Here is a 16,907-nt window from a genome sequence, read left to right as displayed (position 1 = left end):
TTGAATTGGGTAAGGTAAAAGTGAATATGGTGGTTCGATTCCTGAAGGGCATGCAAGCCGAAAAGGTAAATGTGCTGGGAACTGAGGAAGCTACGGAGGACAATGAGTTGATTCAGAAGGTGATTGAGGATATCGAGTTGTTCTACGAGGCTGAATTGGAAGGGTAAGCTGATACATATGGGGAATGGGCTATTATGGCTTGTTCCCTTTTTTCGTGATGGAGGTGAGTTAATGAGCAAAAACAATGACAAGCCCAAAAGAAATAAACCAAAGATACTGACCAAGTATGATCAATTTGTTGTGCCAAGATTGAAGGATATTCCCGTTTGGGTACGTGAAGGAGCCACAGATGAGCAGATTGCGAAACGGCTAAATATTCATATTTGGACATTAGGCGATTATAGAAGGAAACACCCTAAATTTGCTGAAGCATTGGAGCGTCCAACTAAATGGGAAACACATGTATATCCTAGATTAGCGGAGATTCAGCAATGGTTCGAAGAAGGCGTGAATGCGGAGGACATTATCAAGAAACTCGATATAGGTAAAACGACTTGGTACGAGTATATAGATAAGCATCCGATGCTGGCTGAACTAGTCAAATGGAGCAGATCTGTCCCTATATCCCACGTGGAAAATTCACTATTGAAAGCTGCTACGGGATATGAATATGAAGAAATTAAAACGATTATTGAAGAGGACAAAAATGGAAAAAAGAAGACACGCATCGAGAAAGTGAAACGATATCAGCCTCCCAATCCGACAGCGATGATCTTCTACTTAAAGAACCGTGCACCTAACGAATGGAATGATCGCCGTGAGTTGGTGGTGAATACGAAGGCACTGGAACAAGAACGGAAGCAGCTATTTTTGGATATGATTGAAGCCGATGTAGTAGATGCAGACTATGAAGCTATCGAGGAATCAGTCGAGATTGAGGACGGATACGTAGAACCGGATGATTCACAGTCATAACGTTATGCCGTCAGTATTTGTATAGATAAACGCCAGTTTCAGCCCTGAATCAGCCCCAAAATTGCCCAAACTCAGTGCATAAGATAAGTTATGTATGGAGTGGACTTTGCCCCACATCAACGGTATGATGTGACACACAAAGCGAAGGGTGGGGGCGAATATGGAGTATATTCAAGGGTTTGAAGCGCATTTACGGAGCAAGGATCGAAGCGAAAATACGGTTTCCTGTTATATTAGGGACGTATTGCTGTTTATAACCTGGTATCAAAGGAAAACGGAATATGGACTGGATCAGTGGATTGAATTGGACGGCGTGGAATACAAAAAATATCTGCAAAGCACCAATCAAGCTATACTGACCATCAATCGTAAGATCGCCAGTATCAACGTATTTGCCCAGTGGATGAACCAACAAGGCTATATTAAGGAAGAGATACATATCGAAGCGGTCAGGAACAAGGTTGTTCGGCAATACAAAGGGTTAGCAGAAAAGGATTTGTGGAAGCTACGGAATGAAATTCACCGTATGGGCAATCGGATGCATATCTGTATGATTGAATTGTTGCTGGGAACAGGGATACGGGTAAGCGAATTGATTGGTATCAAGCTGAAGAATATTGAAATAAGTGAACGCAAAGGATTATTGAAGGTACTTGGCAAGGGAAACTCCTTCCGAACCATACCGATCAATAAAGATGTGCGAAAAGCGATTAGCAGGTATCTCGAAGTCAGGCCACAAGTAGAATCAGAATATCTATGTATGGGGCAGCGTGGAGCATTAGAACGAAATGCGATAAATTTGATTCTGAACAAGTATGGGAATCGGATCAATGTGAAGGTCACACCCCATATGCTGAGGCATACGCTTGGCTATAAGCTGGTAAAGACGACTCCATTGACGACCATCCAGCAAATCCTTGGACATGATCATGTAGCAACGACCAATATCTATACCCTAACAACACAGCAGGATATGGAAATGGCTTTGTCGAATATTGAGTGGTAATGAGCCACTCTTCTTATCGTTGCTTAGCAGGGGGGGGCTTCCAACGGTGAAAACGGAGCCGCCAGCAAAGAGTGAAGAAGTTTTTGCGATGAATTTGTGGTGAAATTATTTTAGGGCTGACTGTATTGTTTGAATAAGAGTAAGAGATTCACATCGGAAATGTATGCGTAGGAGGTCTTTATGAAGGTATATATTAGAAAGGGTTTTGATCATGAAATTGCAAATCACAATTTTTATGCAGCTTTTGATGGATTTAAGCAGATGGGATTTGAAATACGTTATTTTGAAAATATAAATAAGCTAACTGATCATAACAAAGAAGATATCGTAATTAGCTATGTGGATGATGTACGAACAGCACTCCATATACATGACATTGTTGCATCTGAAATTGATTATCCGAAAGAGTTAACAGCTTACTTGGGCAGAAAGATTTGGAAGTCTAAACTAAGTGTCATAGCAAATAACCCTGAGAACTGGAATATTTTTATTAAGCCTGTCGAGGATAAAAAGTTTACTGGCGTTGTCGTTAGAAGCACGAAGGATTTAATCGGCTGCAGTACATATGGTGAAGATCCGGAAATATTATGTGCAGACATTGTGAATTTTGTGGCAGAGTGGAGATGCTTTGTTCGGTATGGGAAGATATTAGACATTCGAAGGTATAAAGGAAACTGGAGAGCACACTTTGACTATAAGGTAGTTGAAAATGTGGTCTCACAATTCCAAGCTGCTCCTAAAGGGTATGCGGTGGATTTTGGATTAACAGATAAAGGAGAAACATTATTAGTAGAAGTTAATGACGGTTATTCCTTAGGACATTATGGATTGTTTTCTTTGGACTATGCGAAGTTGCTATCGGCCAGATGGGCTGAGTTGACCAGTACGATAGATGAGTGTGATTTTTAAAGTTTTACAATGAAATGAATACATCAAATCAATAAAAAGGAGTCGCAACCATTGAAACGATAAACCATGAACAACAACGCCAAACCGAATTGCTTAAGCAGTATATGGAGAAGCATTTCAAGCCGCCCAAAATGAAACAACTGATCGAAACGTTCTCTTTCTCTGAACTAAGAAAGCTTATCGGTGAGATGGACATTGAATTTTTTGCATTGGCCTATTTCCCTAAATATTTTGATCGAGTATTTGGCAAGTTTCACAAAGAGCTATTCACGGAATTAAGACATATGCTTGCGAATACAGGACTGATCACAGCTTTCGGACTCCCAAGGGAGCATGGAAAGTCAACGATCAGTTCTTTTTTATTTCCGTTGTATGCTACTTTATATGATAAATCACAGTTTACATTGATTATATCTGCGACAGAACAAATTGCTCTTCCATTCCTCGATATGATCAAAGATGAGCTGGAAACCAATCAGATGCTGATTGAGGATTTTGGGATTCGTAAAGGGAGCCGCTGGAACAACAATGAAATATGGCTAAAGAGTAAAGGAGGACTGGATTCCTGCATTATGATTCGTGGCATAGATGGTAGCTTAAGAGGTATTCACTATAAGCATCATCGTCCTACGCTAGTTTTAATGGATGATTTGCTCAAGGAAGATACCGCACGATCCGAAGCCAAGCGAGAACAAATTAAAAATACGTTTACGGATGTCATTCTGCCTATTGGCACAAGGGATACGAATATTCTAATCTGTGGAACGATTTTGAACGAAGAAGATATTATGGCCGATCTGCTCAAAGGTAAAATCCCTGGTGTGCGAAGTGTCCGTAAAGCAGCCGTGCTTCAATTTTCAGAACGGGATGATCTGTGGTCAGAGTGGGAACGACAATATAATAACTTGCAAGACGAGGACAGAATCAATACGGCTTTGTCTTTCTTTATGGCCCACGAAGAAGAAATGCTAGAGGGTACGAAAATCCTGTGGAGCGAGTATTTGGACTATTATTATTTGATGTGCAAGAAGCAAGCTATGGGTGAAAAATCATTTTTTAAAGAGTTACAAAACGATCCGCGTTCAACAGACGAATACACATTTCAGAATCTCATGTATTGGGACAGGTTGCCTGAGTTTGAGGACATGGAAATGGCGATGTATATTGATCCAGCCATTAAAGCAGGGAAGAAAAATGACTATTCGGCTATTTCAATTATTGGTCAGCACCGAAAGACGAAGCAAATGTATGTGATTGACGGGAATATCTATAAACTGTTGCCGGATGATTTGTTCCAAGTGGCTATTGAAAAATTGAAGCTTTATCCTGTAGATAATCTGGGATTTGAAGTCAATCAAGCGCAAAGCTATATGAAGCAAAAGTTTGAAGAAGAGCTATGGAAGGCGAAGATACATACACCCGTAGAAAGTGTGCATTCCAAGGGGCAGAAGCATGAACGTATTATGAGCTTGGAGCCGGAAGTGAAGAAGGGTCATATTCTATTTAATACAGATAACCTCAGGTACAATCATCAGGTGAAGGACTACAATCGAAATTGTACATATGATGACGCGCCAGATAGTTTATATGGGGCTGTTCAATTAATTCAGTCTGTGAAGAGTCTGAAATTTTATGATAGGAGTTTGTTGTTTTAATGACTGCAATCGACACTTGATCGTGATTAATTTCAAGATAGTTATAAGTTATAAATTTTTGTTAAGTTTTGTCTGCATGTTTCTATGTTATGATGAAAAAAACGGTATATGGGGGATTGAATATGACGGTTCCTGATAAAGATAATATTATAGAAACTCTTAGTATTAAATATAACTGCAAACTAACTAATATTACAAGGAAACAGATTATGTTTGAAGGTATGAGTAATGGAAAACGAATTGTTGTATGCACTCCAAGTTCAAAAATCCATGTTAAAGGTAGTGGATGGTTTGATTTGAGGATGGCTCAAGTTGAATTATTGGACGAAGCAGATATACCCGTTTTGGCTGTTAGACTAGAAGGAAGAAAAGTTTATTATTGCGATTTTAAAGATCTAAGAGAAAAAATGACACCCGATCTTATAGTATACACGCCAAATATTGGAGAGCATTGGAAACTATTCGTTTGGGAAAATTACATTGAGATCCAAGGTAGTAGAAACAAGTTTTATATTCAACCGGAGTTAGCAGTTGGAGGAGGAAATTAGTATGAAAACTTATAACGGTAATATTTCAGTTGAGAGTATTTTTTCAGATGATGAGCTCCATAGATTTGTATTAAGAAGAAAATATTCAACCACTCGAACAAAATTAAGCAAACGAAAATTAGTGTTTATTATGATAAATCCAACTTATTCTGATGAGTTATTATTTGACAAGACAAATCGACTTGCATCTAATATTGGTGTTAGAGATGAATGTAACGAGGTTGTAATACTCAACTTATTTTCTTTAATAACTAAAGATACCCAAATGTTGGAGATTAATTTAAAAAACGCATACCTCGTGGAGAATGATCAATATATTTTTGAGGAAGTAAAGAATGCCTATCGGTTGATAATAGCCTGGGGGATTAAGAATCAGTATCAAAATAGAATTAATGCAGTAAAACAAATAATTAGAAACGCAGGAATTACAGATGATAGAGTGTATAGCGTGAAATTCATAGATAAACGTAAGAAAGTATATAATCCAGCGCATTTAAGTATGTATATTACAGATAATCCTCCAAATTATGAAATGCAGTTATATAGATTAGACTGATAGCCTCCTTTGGAGGTTATTTTTATACCAATCTTAAGGGGAACTATACAATGCAAATAACCGAACAAATCATTATAGAATGTCTAAATGAAATTCACTCGATTGCATTAGCCAAACAGAAATATGCAGACTACTACAATGGTCAGCATGCTATTCTTAAGAACTATGCGATGCAAGAAAGTCGAAGCAATCAAAAGCTTATCTTCAATTTCCCACGTAAATTTGTAGATAACGAAGTCGGCTATCTGCTCGGTAAGCCAGTAAACTATGTGTCCAAGTCGGATCAGGATGAAGCTATACATAATATAGATGTACATATGAGCCATTGGGACAAGGAGCATAATTTGCAACTTCGGAAACAATCCGAAATTTTTGGCGAGAGCTTTGAGTTGAACTATATCGACTCCGATGGTCAATTTTCAGCCACCGTATTATCCCCTTTGAATGCCTATGTACAGGAAGATGGAACAGCAGAACGAAATGTACTACTAGGACTACATAAATTTACGAAACGTTTTGATAAGCAAGTGTATTTGGACGTGTATACTGATCATGAAATTCTACACTATACAATCGGCAGTGATGATAAAAACAATCAGAGTAAGCAAAACCAAGCACCTGAATTAAAATATATCGGCAAACATAATCATATCTTTGGAAGAGTCCCACTTATCTCCTGTCCAGCTAATACGGAGAGGAAAAGCGGGTTCCAGGATGTGATTTCTTTATTTGATGCCTATAATGCGCTGAATTCCGATTTGGTCAATGAGATCGCAGATCATCGCAACGCCTATCTTGTGATTGAGAATGCAAAGCTGGAAGCTGAAGATCTATTAAACATGAAGAAGATGGGCATTATTCAAGTTCCGGCTGGAGGGAAGGTAAGCTGGCTTACGAAGGAGATAAACGATTCTTTTGTGAAGAATGAGTTGGATAACATTGAACGCAAAATCTTCGACATGATGGATCAGGTCAACTTTAATGAAAACTGGGCCAGTAATACCTCTTCCTTGGCACTGCGAAATAAGCTATTGAATTTGGAGAATCGAGTAGCAATGCGTGAAGCGTTAATGGAAAAGGCGATCAAGCAACGTTTACGAAATTTCTTCACTTTTTTGAAAATTAAAGAAGGCGTTCAATATGATTACCGAGACATTGCGGTGAAGTTTACTCGTAATTTGCCGACAGATTTGGTTGGGATGGCTGATATGATTGTGAAGCTGAAAGAAGTGGTCTCACAGGAAACATTGCTGACACTGTTACCGTTTGTGGAGAATCCGAAGCTGGAATTCAATAAATTTCATTCGGAGCAGCAACGATTAGCAGATGTGAGTAAGGAGAAATCGAATGCGGAATAAAAATAGTATCAAGCGGTTGGTTAAGAATAATTGTGCATGCTATCTTGGAGCAAAGCACGGTATTCAAAACTATTGCTGTTTACAGGATGGTCCATGTGTATTTTTCGCTCAAGATGATTCTTTGTCCCGTTGTACCTATTTTGAACATGGAGTGCTACCAATAGATGAGAAGCTGGAGCAAGAATATGAGTCTGAGCGGAATGTAGAATCTGAATTTAAAACAGCGAAGCTGAAAGTGAGCTGTACACGTTGTGGAGGAACATTTTTGGCAAATTCGAATCGTCAGAAATATTGTGATAAATGCAGAGGTAAAACGAGAAAAGAAAGTACTAGGATACGTGTTCGGAAGTTCAGACAAAAAGACGGCTTGATGTAACGCTTTAGAGGTGGAAAAATCCCTATAAACAAAGGGTTAAAAATAGGCAAAAATGAGAAGTTGGCATGCTTGTACCTTTTCATCACTTTTGCGTTTTCTAATACGTTACATTATTGTACTGAGCATGATATTCAATATTATACGGTTCCAGCATACATATACGTTTCAGAAGTTTAAGCAAACAATAGGCTTGATGTAACGCTTTAGGCTGTCAAAAAGCCATGTAAACAAAGGATGAAAAATAGGTAAAAGTGGGGAGTTGGTATGTTTGTACCTTTTCCTCGTTTTTGTGATTTCTAAAGCGTTACATCCCTGTCCTGAGCATGACATTAAACGGCTCAATTCAATACATACATAAGCGTGTTCGGTTCTGTGAGTCGAATGGGCAATAAAGGAGATTAATGAAAATGAATTTAGAACAAATGAAGCAGTTGATTGAAGAAAACCAAACGAATGAGGAATGGCAAACGTATCTTCAGGGTTTGAATCCGTATAGCGTGGAAGGGGTAGAGCAATACATCCAATCTAATCAGCAAGCAAAAAGTTGGTTCGATAGCACAGTGGACAAACGATCAGCTAAATCGCTTGAAACGTGGAAAGCCAACCATTTGGAAAGTGCAGTGGATGCTGAGATCAAGAAGCGATTCCCGGCTAAGGATGAGAAAGATATCGAGGTTGAAAAACTACGTACTGAAGTCGAAAATATGAAGCTGGAGAAGCAGCGTGAACGGTTAACCAGCCAAGCGATTAAAATTGCATCCGAAAAGAAACTTCCACTCCCGTTAGTGGATTTTTTTATTGGTGCAGATGAAGAAGCGACGACAGCAAATTTAGCTGTGTTGGAACAATCACTCGAAGGTGCAATTCAACAGCAAGTCGAGCAACGACTTAAAGGAGATGGCTATACACCTCCTGCGAATTCAACAGGTAGAACATTTACATTGGATTCAATCAAAGGCATGTCGCCAACTGAGATTAATCAGCATTGGGATCAAGTCAAAGAAGCATTACAAAACAAACAATAATAAACGAAAAGGATAGGGTGAATAGATATGTCAGTACAGAATTTTATTCCTACGATTTGGAGCGCACGTTTAAATGAAAGTTTGAAAAAGAACCTGGTGTACGGTAATGTGGTCAACACTGATTATGAAGGTGAGATTAAAGGTCAAGGTTCCACAGTGAAAATCAATTCGATTGGAGCGGTAACGATTGGCAATTATGATAAAGCGGCAGGTATCGGAAATCCACAGGAACTAGATGCTACGCAAAAAACGTTGGTGATCGACCAGGCGAAGTATTTTAATTTTCAGGTGGATGATGTCGATGCTGCACAAGCGAATGTAAATCTACTAGATGGTGGAATCGTGGAAGCCTCCTATGGACTCGCCAATGTGGTGGATCAGTATCTTGCTGGATTTTATACGGAGGTTAAAGCTGAGAATACAATCGGTAATGATACAACGCCTATAATTCCAACGAAAGATACAGCCTATGATTTACTGATTGATTTAGGCGTACTATTGGATGAGAACAATGTGCCTGAAACGGAACGATTTGTGGTGGTTCCTGCATGGTACTATGGCTTGCTTTTGAAGGATGCTCGTTTCACGAAAGACCCGAATGTTATTCGCACAGGCTATGTCGGAGATATCGATGGCATGACGGTTTACAAATCCAACAATGTGCCGAATACTGGAGGAGCCAAGTATAAAATTATTGCGGGTCATAAGAGCGCCATATCGTTTGCGGGTCAAGTGGATTCAGTGGAAGCCTTCAGACCAGAGAAGCAATTTTCAGATGCGGTGAAAGGTTTGCAGGTATTCGGTGCTAAATGTATCAAGCCGGAAGCTCTCACTGTACTCACAGCCAATAAATCTTAATTGCAAGTGGATGATATGAGAACACATTATAATAGAAGAAACACGTTTAGGGTGTCCGTTTTGGATACCCTTAATTTCATTTTTGGAGGGTGATAAGATGTGGTTTTTGAATCAAGAGACAGGCTGCACATGGGAAGTCACAGATCAGGAGTTAATGCTGCGGTTACAGGCTAGTGGGCATTATGAGCAAGTGGAGGAATCTCAACCAAATGAGACTAAGCAAGAAGCAGCCCAAACGAAAGTACAAGCTACCAAGAGCATGAAGCGTACCGGGAAGGAGCAGGTAAAGGAGGAACAGGAGACAGCACATGAATGATTCATTGATTTTACTTAAACGGTTTTTGGGCATAGAGCTAATAGATATATCCAAGGATGATATCCTGATCCACTATTTGAATAAAGCTAGAGGAAATATTCTGGGTTATTGTAACGTGGTAACACTACCAGTGGAATATGATGACGTTATGGTCGATTATGCTGTATATCTATTTAAAAATAGGGATTCGGTTGGTCTAATAGATAAGCAGGAAGGTGAACGCTCAGCTACCTATGAAACAGGCATTCCGACAAGTATCCGGCTTGCTCTTCCTTCACCTAAAATCAAGGTCGGGACAGATTAATGTTCTATGATACGAAGCTGGAAATTTTGGATGATACTCATTTCAACCCTGTTCTGTCAGTGATGGCAGATGTACAACCTTATCGCAAAAGTTTTTCATTTGAAGATGGTTACATACTAGAGACGACATATCGAGCTTTCTGTCCATTAGAATCTTTATCGCAATTAAACGGCTATGTTCGAATTGGCAAGGATGTCTTTATTATTTTGGATAAGAAGGAATGGAGTGATTATGTGGAGTTGTACCTGTATCGCTGTAAGGCAGATTTTGCATTAGAGGTAGAGAAATGACACGGAGCTTAGAGCCGATGCTTGATTTCTTCCTACGAGAGAAAGGCAAACTTGTGCATATCAACAGTGTAAAGCAGCTTGCTCTGATCCGGGATGCGACGGATATCATTCAAATGACTGATGAAAAAATTATTCGTGCAGCAACACCATTACATACAGGTGATATCGTGGATTATCGTTATGAACGTTATTTAATTACTAGTCAGGTGGATCGAAATGAACAGTCTTGTCGAGGCAGAATGAGAAAGTGTAATCAACGGCTAGCTTTAAACTGTGATGGACAAGTGAAATGGTTTGATGCTGTGGTAGAAGCCAGAACGTTTTCAACGGAAACAGGTAAAGTTATCTCCATGCCAGATGGAAACATTATGGTTACTGTACAGGACAACGCAGATACGAGGGGTATTAGGTTAAGTCAACGATTTTATATGACTCATCAGCCGTTTAAAATAGTTGGAATGGATCGCACGATGAATGGCATCATCCAGTTAAGCTGCACATTAGATAGCATAAATACAGCTTATGATGACGTGGAAAATAACATTGCAGACCGATGGAAGTACGAAATTGCTCATACATACGCATTACATATACACCAGGGAACGATAGCTCATGTACCTCTAAACGAAACAATACAGTTGAATGTGACTGCTACGGATAATGGAAATGAGATAGCCAATCCGGCGATTACCTATATATCCAGTGATCCGAATGTGATTAGTGTAGATCAGCAAGGTCGGGTTATGGGCATCGCTTTGGGCCAAGTAAGTATCACCGTAAAATTAACATATCACCCTACGATACTGAGTACGATTGAAATGAGAGTTGTCGAAACGGGAACGCATATCTATTCGATAGCCATTACTGGTATTCCCATCCTCAAAACAGGCCAAAGCTCCTCATACGTTAGTCATATTTATGACCATGGTACTGAAGTGTTCGACCAGTCGGTAGAATGGAGCCTACGGAATCAAGATGGTTCAACTCCGATCATGGGAAGCATAACAGCGAGTACAGGAAATAGTGTGACGGTGAAAGCTGGAAGCAGTAGTGGAGCGGACAATAAAGCCCTTGTACTGACTGCCACTTTAGTAAGCGATCCTAGCATTACCACAGAAAAGAACATTAGTCTTAAGAGTTTATTCTAAGCTTTGTATCTATCGGCTTGCCTTCGTGGTGAGCCATTTTTATTTCAAAGGAGCACATACATATGCAACGAAAATCTATTGATTATCTACTGAGTCTAAGCCTATTGAAGCAATTGAGATTACAACATGTCATTACAGAAGAAGAGTTTATAGCGATTGATGAGCTGAATAAAAAGTCTTTCAAATAGCTATAACATGGGCAGAAATGGACTTGATGATGTGCCGTAAGCATTATACCATGTGACCGTATAAAGAAGATATCGAAAGGAGAAACACCTATGTCACAAGCCGCAACCGCCAAAAAAGTCGTGATCGTTCCCATTAAAACGTTGGATATCGTAGAGGGAATTCAATCGATTCAAAAGAAGAAAGTCGCTGCCTATTGCCGGGTCAGTACAGATTCCGAGGAGCAAAAGGAGAGCTATACCAATCAAGTCAATCATTATACAAAGTACATTCAAAACAACTTGGAATGGGAAATGGCTGATATTTATGCAGATGAAGGGATCACCGGAACTAGCACTAAAAATAGAACGCACTTTAATCGGATGATACAGGATGCTCGAAACGGTAAACTGGATCTGATTCTGGTTAAGTCGATTTCGAGATTTGCTAGGAATACACTGGATTTATTGAAATATGTACGGGAACTTAAAAGTCTCGGAGTGGCTGTATTCTTTGAACGAGAGAACATTAATACACTGGATACAACAGGTGAAGTATTACTGACCATCCTGAGTTCCCTTGCACAAGATGAGAGTCGGAATATTTCGGAAAACAGCCGTTGGGGAATATTGCGTGGATTCCAAAACGGCAAAGTCTTCTGTAACACGAACCGCTTCCTCGGCTATGATAAGGATGAACATGGTGAACTGGTCATTAATGAGAAGGAAGCCGAGATTGTGCGGCGTATATACGAGGAATATTTGGATGGGAAAAGCTATCAGGCGATAGCTAGAGGATTGATGCGAGATCACATTAAAACAGTCACGGGTGGGGATACTTGGTGGGATTCCTCCATTACCTTAATTCTGACCAATGAGAAATATTACGGAGCTTTGCTTCAGCAAAAGACGGTAACGGTAGATTTTCTAACCCACAAACGAATAAGAAATAAAGGACAGGAGCAGCAATATTTTATAGAGGACAACCATGAACCGATTGTATCCAAGGAACTATTTGAAGCGGTACAAAAGGAAAAGGAACGGAGAGCCAAGCTGAAAGGGAGCGTGATGGGGGAGAGTAAAAGATACTCCAGTAAATATGCACTCAGTAGCAAAGTATATTGTGGATGCTGTGGGGCCATTTTTAAACGCCGAACCTGGAACAGCAATAATCCATCCAAAAAAGTGGTATGGCAATGCAAAACGTATGTCAATGAAGGTAGGGCAGCATGTGATGCCAAATCGGTTGATGAGCAAGTTTTACATTCTGCATTTGTACGATTGTTCAACCGGATGTATAAGAATAAGAAAGGATTCATTAAAACGCTGAAAGCCAATATTGAATCGGTACTTTCCAGAAAAGTAGGGCAAGAAACACTATTGAACATCGAAGGACAGATGCAGCAATTGAAATCCGACTTGAAGGAATTAGTGAATCTCAAGCTGCGGAATCAGATTGATGAGATTGTATATGATGAAGAGACGAACAGACTTTCCAGCGAGCTAAACAAGCTACGACAACAGATGCTGATATTAGAGGAGGAAGAGGATCAGAAAGCAAAAATCAAGGAACGAGTCGATGAAATCATTCAGGTACTAAGCTCGCGGCAAGATATACTGGAACAATTTGACGATAACCTATTCAATGCGTTGGTGGAGAAGATCACGATTCTCTCACCAGCGCATTTTGTTTTTACCTTGAAAAGTGGAATGAGCATAGATGAAATATTAGACTAACAGAATCATAGGCTAAAGTGATCAAAAGCTGTGGGTTGTATGACGGGAAGGATCAATCGAATCCCGTCTTTTACTCCTTCCATGTAGATGGATTGCTTATCCTGGCTTAGTTGATAACCTATAGCTTCTTCCCATTCAGATAGTAGACGTTGGATATCCTCGTTTTGATTCATTTTGAATTGATCCATTTGAGTGAATAAATGCACATCTTCTGATGAACATGAAACTTGTTGTTCACTGGCGAGTTCTAATTGATAAAACCGCTGGCGTAATGCTTCCAGAAACCATTCTGGCCAATTTGACATAGCTTGTTTTCCCTCCCGTGGTTGAAGTGTGTGTATGTTAACTCTGATGGGGAGGGATGGCAAGTCATTGTTTTGTAAAGTAAGTGGCTTGCTATGTTACTTAGTTACTGTTTTTGAACATGTAAAGGCTTATTCCTACTCATTAGATCAAGTTGGAATAAGCCTTTGCGTTTCTTAAATGTTATAAATAAATTTGTGTTTGCTATGTTGGCCACAATAAACGACTTATCATATCATTGCTCAGAATCCTCGTGCATTAAATCTAGAAAATCGTAAATTGTATTCGCAAGAAAATACATATTACTCATATCATCAGGATCTTCAGACTCTTCTTCGTGATCCCAAAAGTAAATTTTCTCATAGTACTCTGTATTTGTTCCTAAACAAATCACATTTCCCCCAGGATCATTTCCAATTGGAATAAATCCTTGTGGTAGTCTGTCTTCATATATATCTAAATAATCCTCTAAGTTACTATACATATCTCCTATACCATAGAATACATTTAAAACATCTTCACCTTGCTCATCTGAAATTTTAAACATGTTTGGTACGGGATAACCTCCGTTAGACTCTTGTAAGAACTTCTTATACTGTTCAGTAAATTTTACATCATGCTCTATCTCAAATTTTTCAATTTCCTCTAATGTGAGGGGGGGGTGTGAACCTTCCATTTGTGCCATGTTTATATCCTCCTATAATTTTTATTTACTATTTCTTCCGTTTATTTTAGATACTCCTCCACTATGAGTAAATTCTGCATGTATTTTCTCCTCAACTAGAATCATTGTCTTTCCGTCTTCATGATGATGCCATGTGTAACCCTCAGGAGGCTTATTCTGTGCTGAGATTGGCGGATCGGAATCTTTACTCAAACGGGCTTCGGTGTTTGCTGCCTTGTAATCTGCTGGACGATTTGTTGGTGATGCAATCTCAATCTTAACAGGTTCTACTTTAGGATGTGCATAAGGTGTGAAATCTGGATAACCTCCAGGATAACTTACAGCTTGCCCTTTTTTATTTATATAGGTCCAAGTTCCATTCTTATCAATTGTAATCTTTCCGCCTTTTTTTAGCCACTTAGCTGGATCACGCGAATTTTTAGGTTTTGTTGCAAGTATCTCTTTAGTGAAGCTTTTAACTTCACCTGCTAGCGTAGTACTCTTACCAGAGTACTCTCCTGATTTTAACGCATCAATCTGTTTTTGTCTCTCAGGTGTTACTGGCTCATGTGGTCCATTCGTAGATTTACGAACATCAAGTCGACTTTGGTCTGGACCATCATGTGCAAACTTGAATGGACTCTTTCTTGCACCTTGTCTGTCCATTTTTTTGCCCATTTGTGCTATCCAACCCCCTAAGGGCTGAATCGGTTTAGGGACAATACTCGAATTCGTCTTAAACTTCCCAGCACTTATAGGGGCAGAGGAAATACTCGATTGTTTGGAAGACTGACTTGAAAATTCGGTAATGGGTATTTTTTTAGACTTGACTATATTTCCAATATTTTTGAGTGTTTTAACTCCTTCAACTAGTTCTGCAATATGGATAATGGTTTCCCCTACGCGTGTAACACCATGATATTGAGAAACACCTGCATAATAATTTTCATCGGCTGAGGTAGTAAGCTTATCCATACTAAGGGTCTCTGCGCCTTTAACCATAGGATCAACATAACTTTGTCCAACTTGCTTTGCATCATCTATAACAGTATCCCAAGATTTATTGAATTGGATAAGATCTTTTGTATATTGAATTTGGTGTCGTTTCTGTTCTTCAGGGTAATCGGCACCATATTTAAATCTATCGGCAGTGCCTTCTCCCAAAACATCATCTATTAACAATTCTATAAAGGATAAGGTTACTGCATCTCTTACACCCTTCCAGCGAGAATCACTATTTGCGTCCATTCTGTTCTGCTTCACTTGCTCCAATCCGTGTTCGGCTACCTGTGCTTCAAATGCTGAAGCCAGTGGGGAATGCATCTTATGTGTAGAGGCTTTTAATTCAATTTTGGAGCTGAGTGCATTGACATTCTCCTTTAACTCAATCGCATCCGATGATGTGTTTACATATAATCCTTTTGTCCCCTTTAACGTAATGGATTGTGCATTTAATCCTAGATGGCCGCTGGCCTGAATCTGTACACTCTGCGTGCTGCTTAGACTTACGCCATGGGAAGCATTCATGGAGATATACAGCATGCCTTCCTTGGCACTCATATTCAGCTCGGAATCCCCCAGCGTAAAAGATTTGCCTTGGGGGTTACGGAAGGATTTGACTCCCGGATCTGCCATAGTCTGTTCATGGTGCTGTTGCATGGAGCCTGAATCTACTCCTTTGGGAGAAGCAACAGATGCCGAGTGAGCGGATGGAGGGTCAAGTCGTACGGACTGTACTACCATAGCATCGTCTTCATTTGCGCTTGGGAAATACAGTTTTACCTGAGCGTCTTTTTCCGGCATCAGATACCAGACCTGATTGCCTTCTGCGGAATAGGGAAACCACTGGGCATCTTTGGGATTCTGGTGCTTATCCATATCCAAATGAAGGCGAACTTGATTCCGGCTGACATCTAGAATTTTTCCTTCAATCGCTGCGCCGATAATAGTTTCATTATACGTTTTGGCGATGGTTATACCCTGTGGCAAGACACATTCGTAGGACCAGGTCATTAAGCCGTTTGTCATGATGCCTGTTCTCTTGGTAACCACATAGGTAAGACCAGAACGCTTGACTTCATCGCCCAGTTGAAGCATTTCAGGCCATTCGAAGGTATAGCTGGTATAGTCTTCTGCGGAAGTATTTGCTCTTCCGTTCGCGGCATTGTTTAAATACGGGGCAATCTGTCGTCGCATGCGAAAAGGTACATCTCTTAAAACAATCTGTCGACGTCCTTGAGGAATACCGATCCAAACTTGAATGCGATGAGCGGTTATATTCGGGACAAGTACAGCCCCAGCATGAGAAGCCAGACGTTTCAAAAAAGTCCAATCCGTCTCCTGATACTGCATGATGAATTGCCCCGTTGGCTTCTTGCCAAAAGCTTCATCCAGCATATCCGAACCTTGATAATCAGAAAGCACCTCTTGTGCGATATCTGTATAGTTGCGATTGACTTGCTGAAAGGAGCGATTCTTCAATTGTGTATCTAAAGTAAAGGTATGGGATATGGCTTCAATCGTGACATACATGTCTTGATGTACGTGTTGAACTTCCACATGATATAGTTGTCCTCTGAATAAGGGTTGCTTTTTTCCGTTTTCATCTTTAAATAACAATTCAACGGGATCGTCACTGCTGCTTTTTTGGATGATGGTGTCTTCCTGCTCGGGGTTCATTTGCCCCGTCACGATGAGTCTGGCGTGATCACCCAA

20 protein-coding genes are annotated in these 16,907 nt (G+C 39.9%); 17 read left to right on the top strand and 3 right to left on the bottom strand.

The annotated features are described in order from the left end of the window. Nucleotides 1-5: 5 nt before the first annotated feature. The 17 genes from MKY35_RS18745 (at nt 6) to MKY35_RS18665 (ending at nt 13,225) form a co-directional block, all read left to right on the top strand. Complete coding sequence (locus tag MKY35_RS18745; RefSeq protein ID WP_342444511.1) at nt 6-167, top strand: hypothetical protein; 162 nt, start codon at nt 6-8, stop codon at nt 165-167. Nucleotides 168-231: 64 nt separating this feature from the next. Further along, a complete protein-coding gene (locus MKY35_RS18740) occupies nt 232-975 on the top strand; it encodes a transposase (RefSeq protein ID WP_342444510.1) in 744 nt (247 codons plus the stop codon). A 160-nt stretch (nt 976-1,135) separates the two neighbouring features. Next, nucleotides 1,136-1,981: a tyrosine-type recombinase/integrase gene (locus MKY35_RS18735; protein ID WP_342444509.1), complete on the top strand. Its 846-nt coding sequence runs from the start codon at nt 1,136-1,138 to the stop codon at nt 1,979-1,981. 180 nt (nt 1,982-2,161) lie between these two features. Continuing rightward, nucleotides 2,162-2,890, top strand: a complete 729-nt coding sequence (locus tag MKY35_RS18730; RefSeq protein ID WP_342444508.1) for an ATP-grasp domain-containing protein — start codon at nt 2,162-2,164, stop codon at nt 2,888-2,890. A gap of 89 nt (nt 2,891-2,979) precedes the next feature. Next, nucleotides 2,980-4,545 (top strand): phage terminase large subunit, encoded by a 1,566-nt coding sequence (terL, locus tag MKY35_RS18725; protein WP_342444507.1) that lies wholly within the window; start codon nt 2,980-2,982, stop codon nt 4,543-4,545. A gap of 122 nt (nt 4,546-4,667) precedes the next feature. Continuing rightward, nucleotides 4,668-5,093 carry a hypothetical protein gene (locus tag MKY35_RS18720; protein ID WP_342444506.1) on the top strand — a complete coding sequence of 142 codons (426 nt, stop codon included), beginning with the start codon at nt 4,668-4,670 and terminating at the stop codon, nt 5,091-5,093. Between the two features lies 1 nt (nt 5,094). Further along, nucleotides 5,095-5,649: a DUF1643 domain-containing protein gene (locus tag MKY35_RS18715; RefSeq protein ID WP_342444505.1), complete on the top strand. Its 555-nt coding sequence runs from the start codon at nt 5,095-5,097 to the stop codon at nt 5,647-5,649. Nucleotides 5,650-5,699: 50 nt separating this feature from the next. Next, nucleotides 5,700-7,007 (top strand): phage portal protein, encoded by a 1,308-nt coding sequence (locus MKY35_RS18710; RefSeq protein ID WP_342444504.1) that lies wholly within the window; start codon nt 5,700-5,702, stop codon nt 7,005-7,007. Beyond that, entirely contained in the window at nt 6,997-7,383 is a 387-nt protein-coding gene (locus tag MKY35_RS18705) for a hypothetical protein (protein ID WP_342444503.1), read from the top strand. Before MKY35_RS18710 ends, MKY35_RS18705 begins: the two co-directional genes overlap by 11 nt. Before the next feature lie 407 nt (nt 7,384-7,790). After that, a complete protein-coding gene (locus MKY35_RS18700) occupies nt 7,791-8,408 on the top strand; it encodes a DUF4355 domain-containing protein (RefSeq protein ID WP_342444502.1) in 618 nt (205 codons plus the stop codon). A gap of 27 nt (nt 8,409-8,435) precedes the next feature. Continuing rightward, on the top strand, nt 8,436-9,266 hold the full coding sequence (locus MKY35_RS18695; protein WP_342444501.1) for a P22 coat protein - protein 5 domain protein: 831 nt from the start codon (nt 8,436-8,438) through the stop codon (nt 9,264-9,266). Between the two features lie 97 nt (nt 9,267-9,363). Then, nucleotides 9,364-9,582 carry a hypothetical protein gene (locus MKY35_RS18690; protein ID WP_342444500.1) on the top strand — a complete coding sequence of 73 codons (219 nt, stop codon included), beginning with the start codon at nt 9,364-9,366 and terminating at the stop codon, nt 9,580-9,582. Further along, on the top strand, nt 9,575-9,886 hold the full coding sequence (locus MKY35_RS18685) for a phage head-tail connector protein (RefSeq protein ID WP_342444499.1): 312 nt from the start codon (nt 9,575-9,577) through the stop codon (nt 9,884-9,886). The genes MKY35_RS18690 and MKY35_RS18685 overlap by 8 nt, the downstream gene beginning before the upstream one ends. Next, nucleotides 9,886-10,176 carry a hypothetical protein gene (locus tag MKY35_RS18680; RefSeq protein ID WP_342444498.1) on the top strand — a complete coding sequence of 97 codons (291 nt, stop codon included), beginning with the start codon at nt 9,886-9,888 and terminating at the stop codon, nt 10,174-10,176. Before MKY35_RS18685 ends, MKY35_RS18680 begins: the two co-directional genes overlap by 1 nt. After that, nucleotides 10,173-11,324 (top strand): hypothetical protein, encoded by a 1,152-nt coding sequence (locus tag MKY35_RS18675; protein ID WP_342444497.1) that lies wholly within the window; start codon nt 10,173-10,175, stop codon nt 11,322-11,324. The genes MKY35_RS18680 and MKY35_RS18675 overlap by 4 nt, the downstream gene beginning before the upstream one ends. Before the next feature lie 62 nt (nt 11,325-11,386). Beyond that, the gene (locus tag MKY35_RS18670; protein ID WP_268819817.1) at nt 11,387-11,512 is read left to right on the top strand and encodes an SHOCT domain-containing protein; all 126 of its coding nucleotides are present in this window, start codon (nt 11,387-11,389) and stop codon (nt 11,510-11,512) included. 90 nt (nt 11,513-11,602) lie between these two features. Further along, nucleotides 11,603-13,225 (top strand): recombinase family protein, encoded by a 1,623-nt coding sequence (locus tag MKY35_RS18665; protein WP_342444496.1) that lies wholly within the window; start codon nt 11,603-11,605, stop codon nt 13,223-13,225. 5 nt (nt 13,226-13,230) lie between these two features. Here the strand turns inward: MKY35_RS18665 and MKY35_RS18660 are convergent, their stop codons facing one another. The 3 genes from MKY35_RS18660 to MKY35_RS18650 form a co-directional block, all read right to left on the bottom strand. Then, nucleotides 13,231-13,530, bottom strand: a complete 300-nt coding sequence (locus MKY35_RS18660) for a hypothetical protein (protein ID WP_342444495.1) — start codon at nt 13,528-13,530, stop codon at nt 13,231-13,233. Between the two features lie 233 nt (nt 13,531-13,763). Continuing rightward, the gene (locus MKY35_RS18655) at nt 13,764-14,213 is read right to left on the bottom strand and encodes an SMI1/KNR4 family protein (protein ID WP_342444494.1); all 450 of its coding nucleotides are present in this window, start codon (nt 14,211-14,213) and stop codon (nt 13,764-13,766) included. Between the two features lie 21 nt (nt 14,214-14,234). After that, nucleotides 14,235-16,811, bottom strand: a complete 2,577-nt coding sequence (locus MKY35_RS18650) for an HNH endonuclease (RefSeq protein WP_342444493.1) — start codon at nt 16,809-16,811, stop codon at nt 14,235-14,237. Nucleotides 16,812-16,907 lie beyond the last annotated feature (96 nt).

The sequence above is a fragment of the Paenibacillus sp. FSL L8-0638 genome, assembly GCF_038593075.1.
Taxonomy (GTDB): Bacteria; Bacillota; Bacilli; order Paenibacillales; family Paenibacillaceae; genus Paenibacillus; species Paenibacillus polymyxa_D.
This window is presented reverse-complemented; position numbering and strand designations above follow the sequence as displayed.

What these genes read in the sequence shown, in the direction of transcription:
- MKY35_RS18740 (WP_342444510.1), top strand. Translation starts at nt 232, where the DNA reads ATGAGCAAAAACAATGACAAGCCCAAAAGAAATAAACCAAAGATACTG.
- MKY35_RS18735 (WP_342444509.1), top strand. Translation starts at nt 1,136, where the DNA reads ATGGAGTATATTCAAGGGTTTGAAGCGCATTTACGGAGCAAGGATCGA.
- MKY35_RS18730 (WP_342444508.1), top strand. Translation starts at nt 2,162, where the DNA reads ATGAAGGTATATATTAGAAAGGGTTTTGATCATGAAATTGCAAATCAC.
- MKY35_RS18720 (WP_342444506.1), top strand. Translation starts at nt 4,668, where the DNA reads ATGACGGTTCCTGATAAAGATAATATTATAGAAACTCTTAGTATTAAA.
- MKY35_RS18715 (WP_342444505.1), top strand. Translation starts at nt 5,095, where the DNA reads ATGAAAACTTATAACGGTAATATTTCAGTTGAGAGTATTTTTTCAGAT.
- MKY35_RS18710 (WP_342444504.1), top strand. Translation starts at nt 5,700, where the DNA reads ATGCAAATAACCGAACAAATCATTATAGAATGTCTAAATGAAATTCAC.
- MKY35_RS18705 (WP_342444503.1), top strand. Translation starts at nt 6,997, where the DNA reads ATGCGGAATAAAAATAGTATCAAGCGGTTGGTTAAGAATAATTGTGCA.
- MKY35_RS18700 (WP_342444502.1), top strand. Translation starts at nt 7,791, where the DNA reads ATGAATTTAGAACAAATGAAGCAGTTGATTGAAGAAAACCAAACGAAT.
- MKY35_RS18695 (WP_342444501.1), top strand. Translation starts at nt 8,436, where the DNA reads ATGTCAGTACAGAATTTTATTCCTACGATTTGGAGCGCACGTTTAAAT.
- MKY35_RS18690 (WP_342444500.1), top strand. Translation starts at nt 9,364, where the DNA reads ATGTGGTTTTTGAATCAAGAGACAGGCTGCACATGGGAAGTCACAGAT.
- MKY35_RS18685 (WP_342444499.1), top strand. Translation starts at nt 9,575, where the DNA reads ATGAATGATTCATTGATTTTACTTAAACGGTTTTTGGGCATAGAGCTA.
- MKY35_RS18680 (WP_342444498.1), top strand. Translation starts at nt 9,886, where the DNA reads ATGTTCTATGATACGAAGCTGGAAATTTTGGATGATACTCATTTCAAC.
- MKY35_RS18675 (WP_342444497.1), top strand. Translation starts at nt 10,173, where the DNA reads ATGACACGGAGCTTAGAGCCGATGCTTGATTTCTTCCTACGAGAGAAA.
- MKY35_RS18670 (WP_268819817.1), top strand. Translation starts at nt 11,387, where the DNA reads ATGCAACGAAAATCTATTGATTATCTACTGAGTCTAAGCCTATTGAAG.
- MKY35_RS18665 (WP_342444496.1), top strand. Translation starts at nt 11,603, where the DNA reads ATGTCACAAGCCGCAACCGCCAAAAAAGTCGTGATCGTTCCCATTAAA.
- MKY35_RS18660 (WP_342444495.1), bottom strand. Translation starts at nt 13,530, where the DNA reads ATGTCAAATTGGCCAGAATGGTTTCTGGAAGCATTACGCCAGCGGTTT.
- MKY35_RS18655 (WP_342444494.1), bottom strand. Translation starts at nt 14,213, where the DNA reads ATGGCACAAATGGAAGGTTCACACCCCCCCCTCACATTAGAGGAAATT.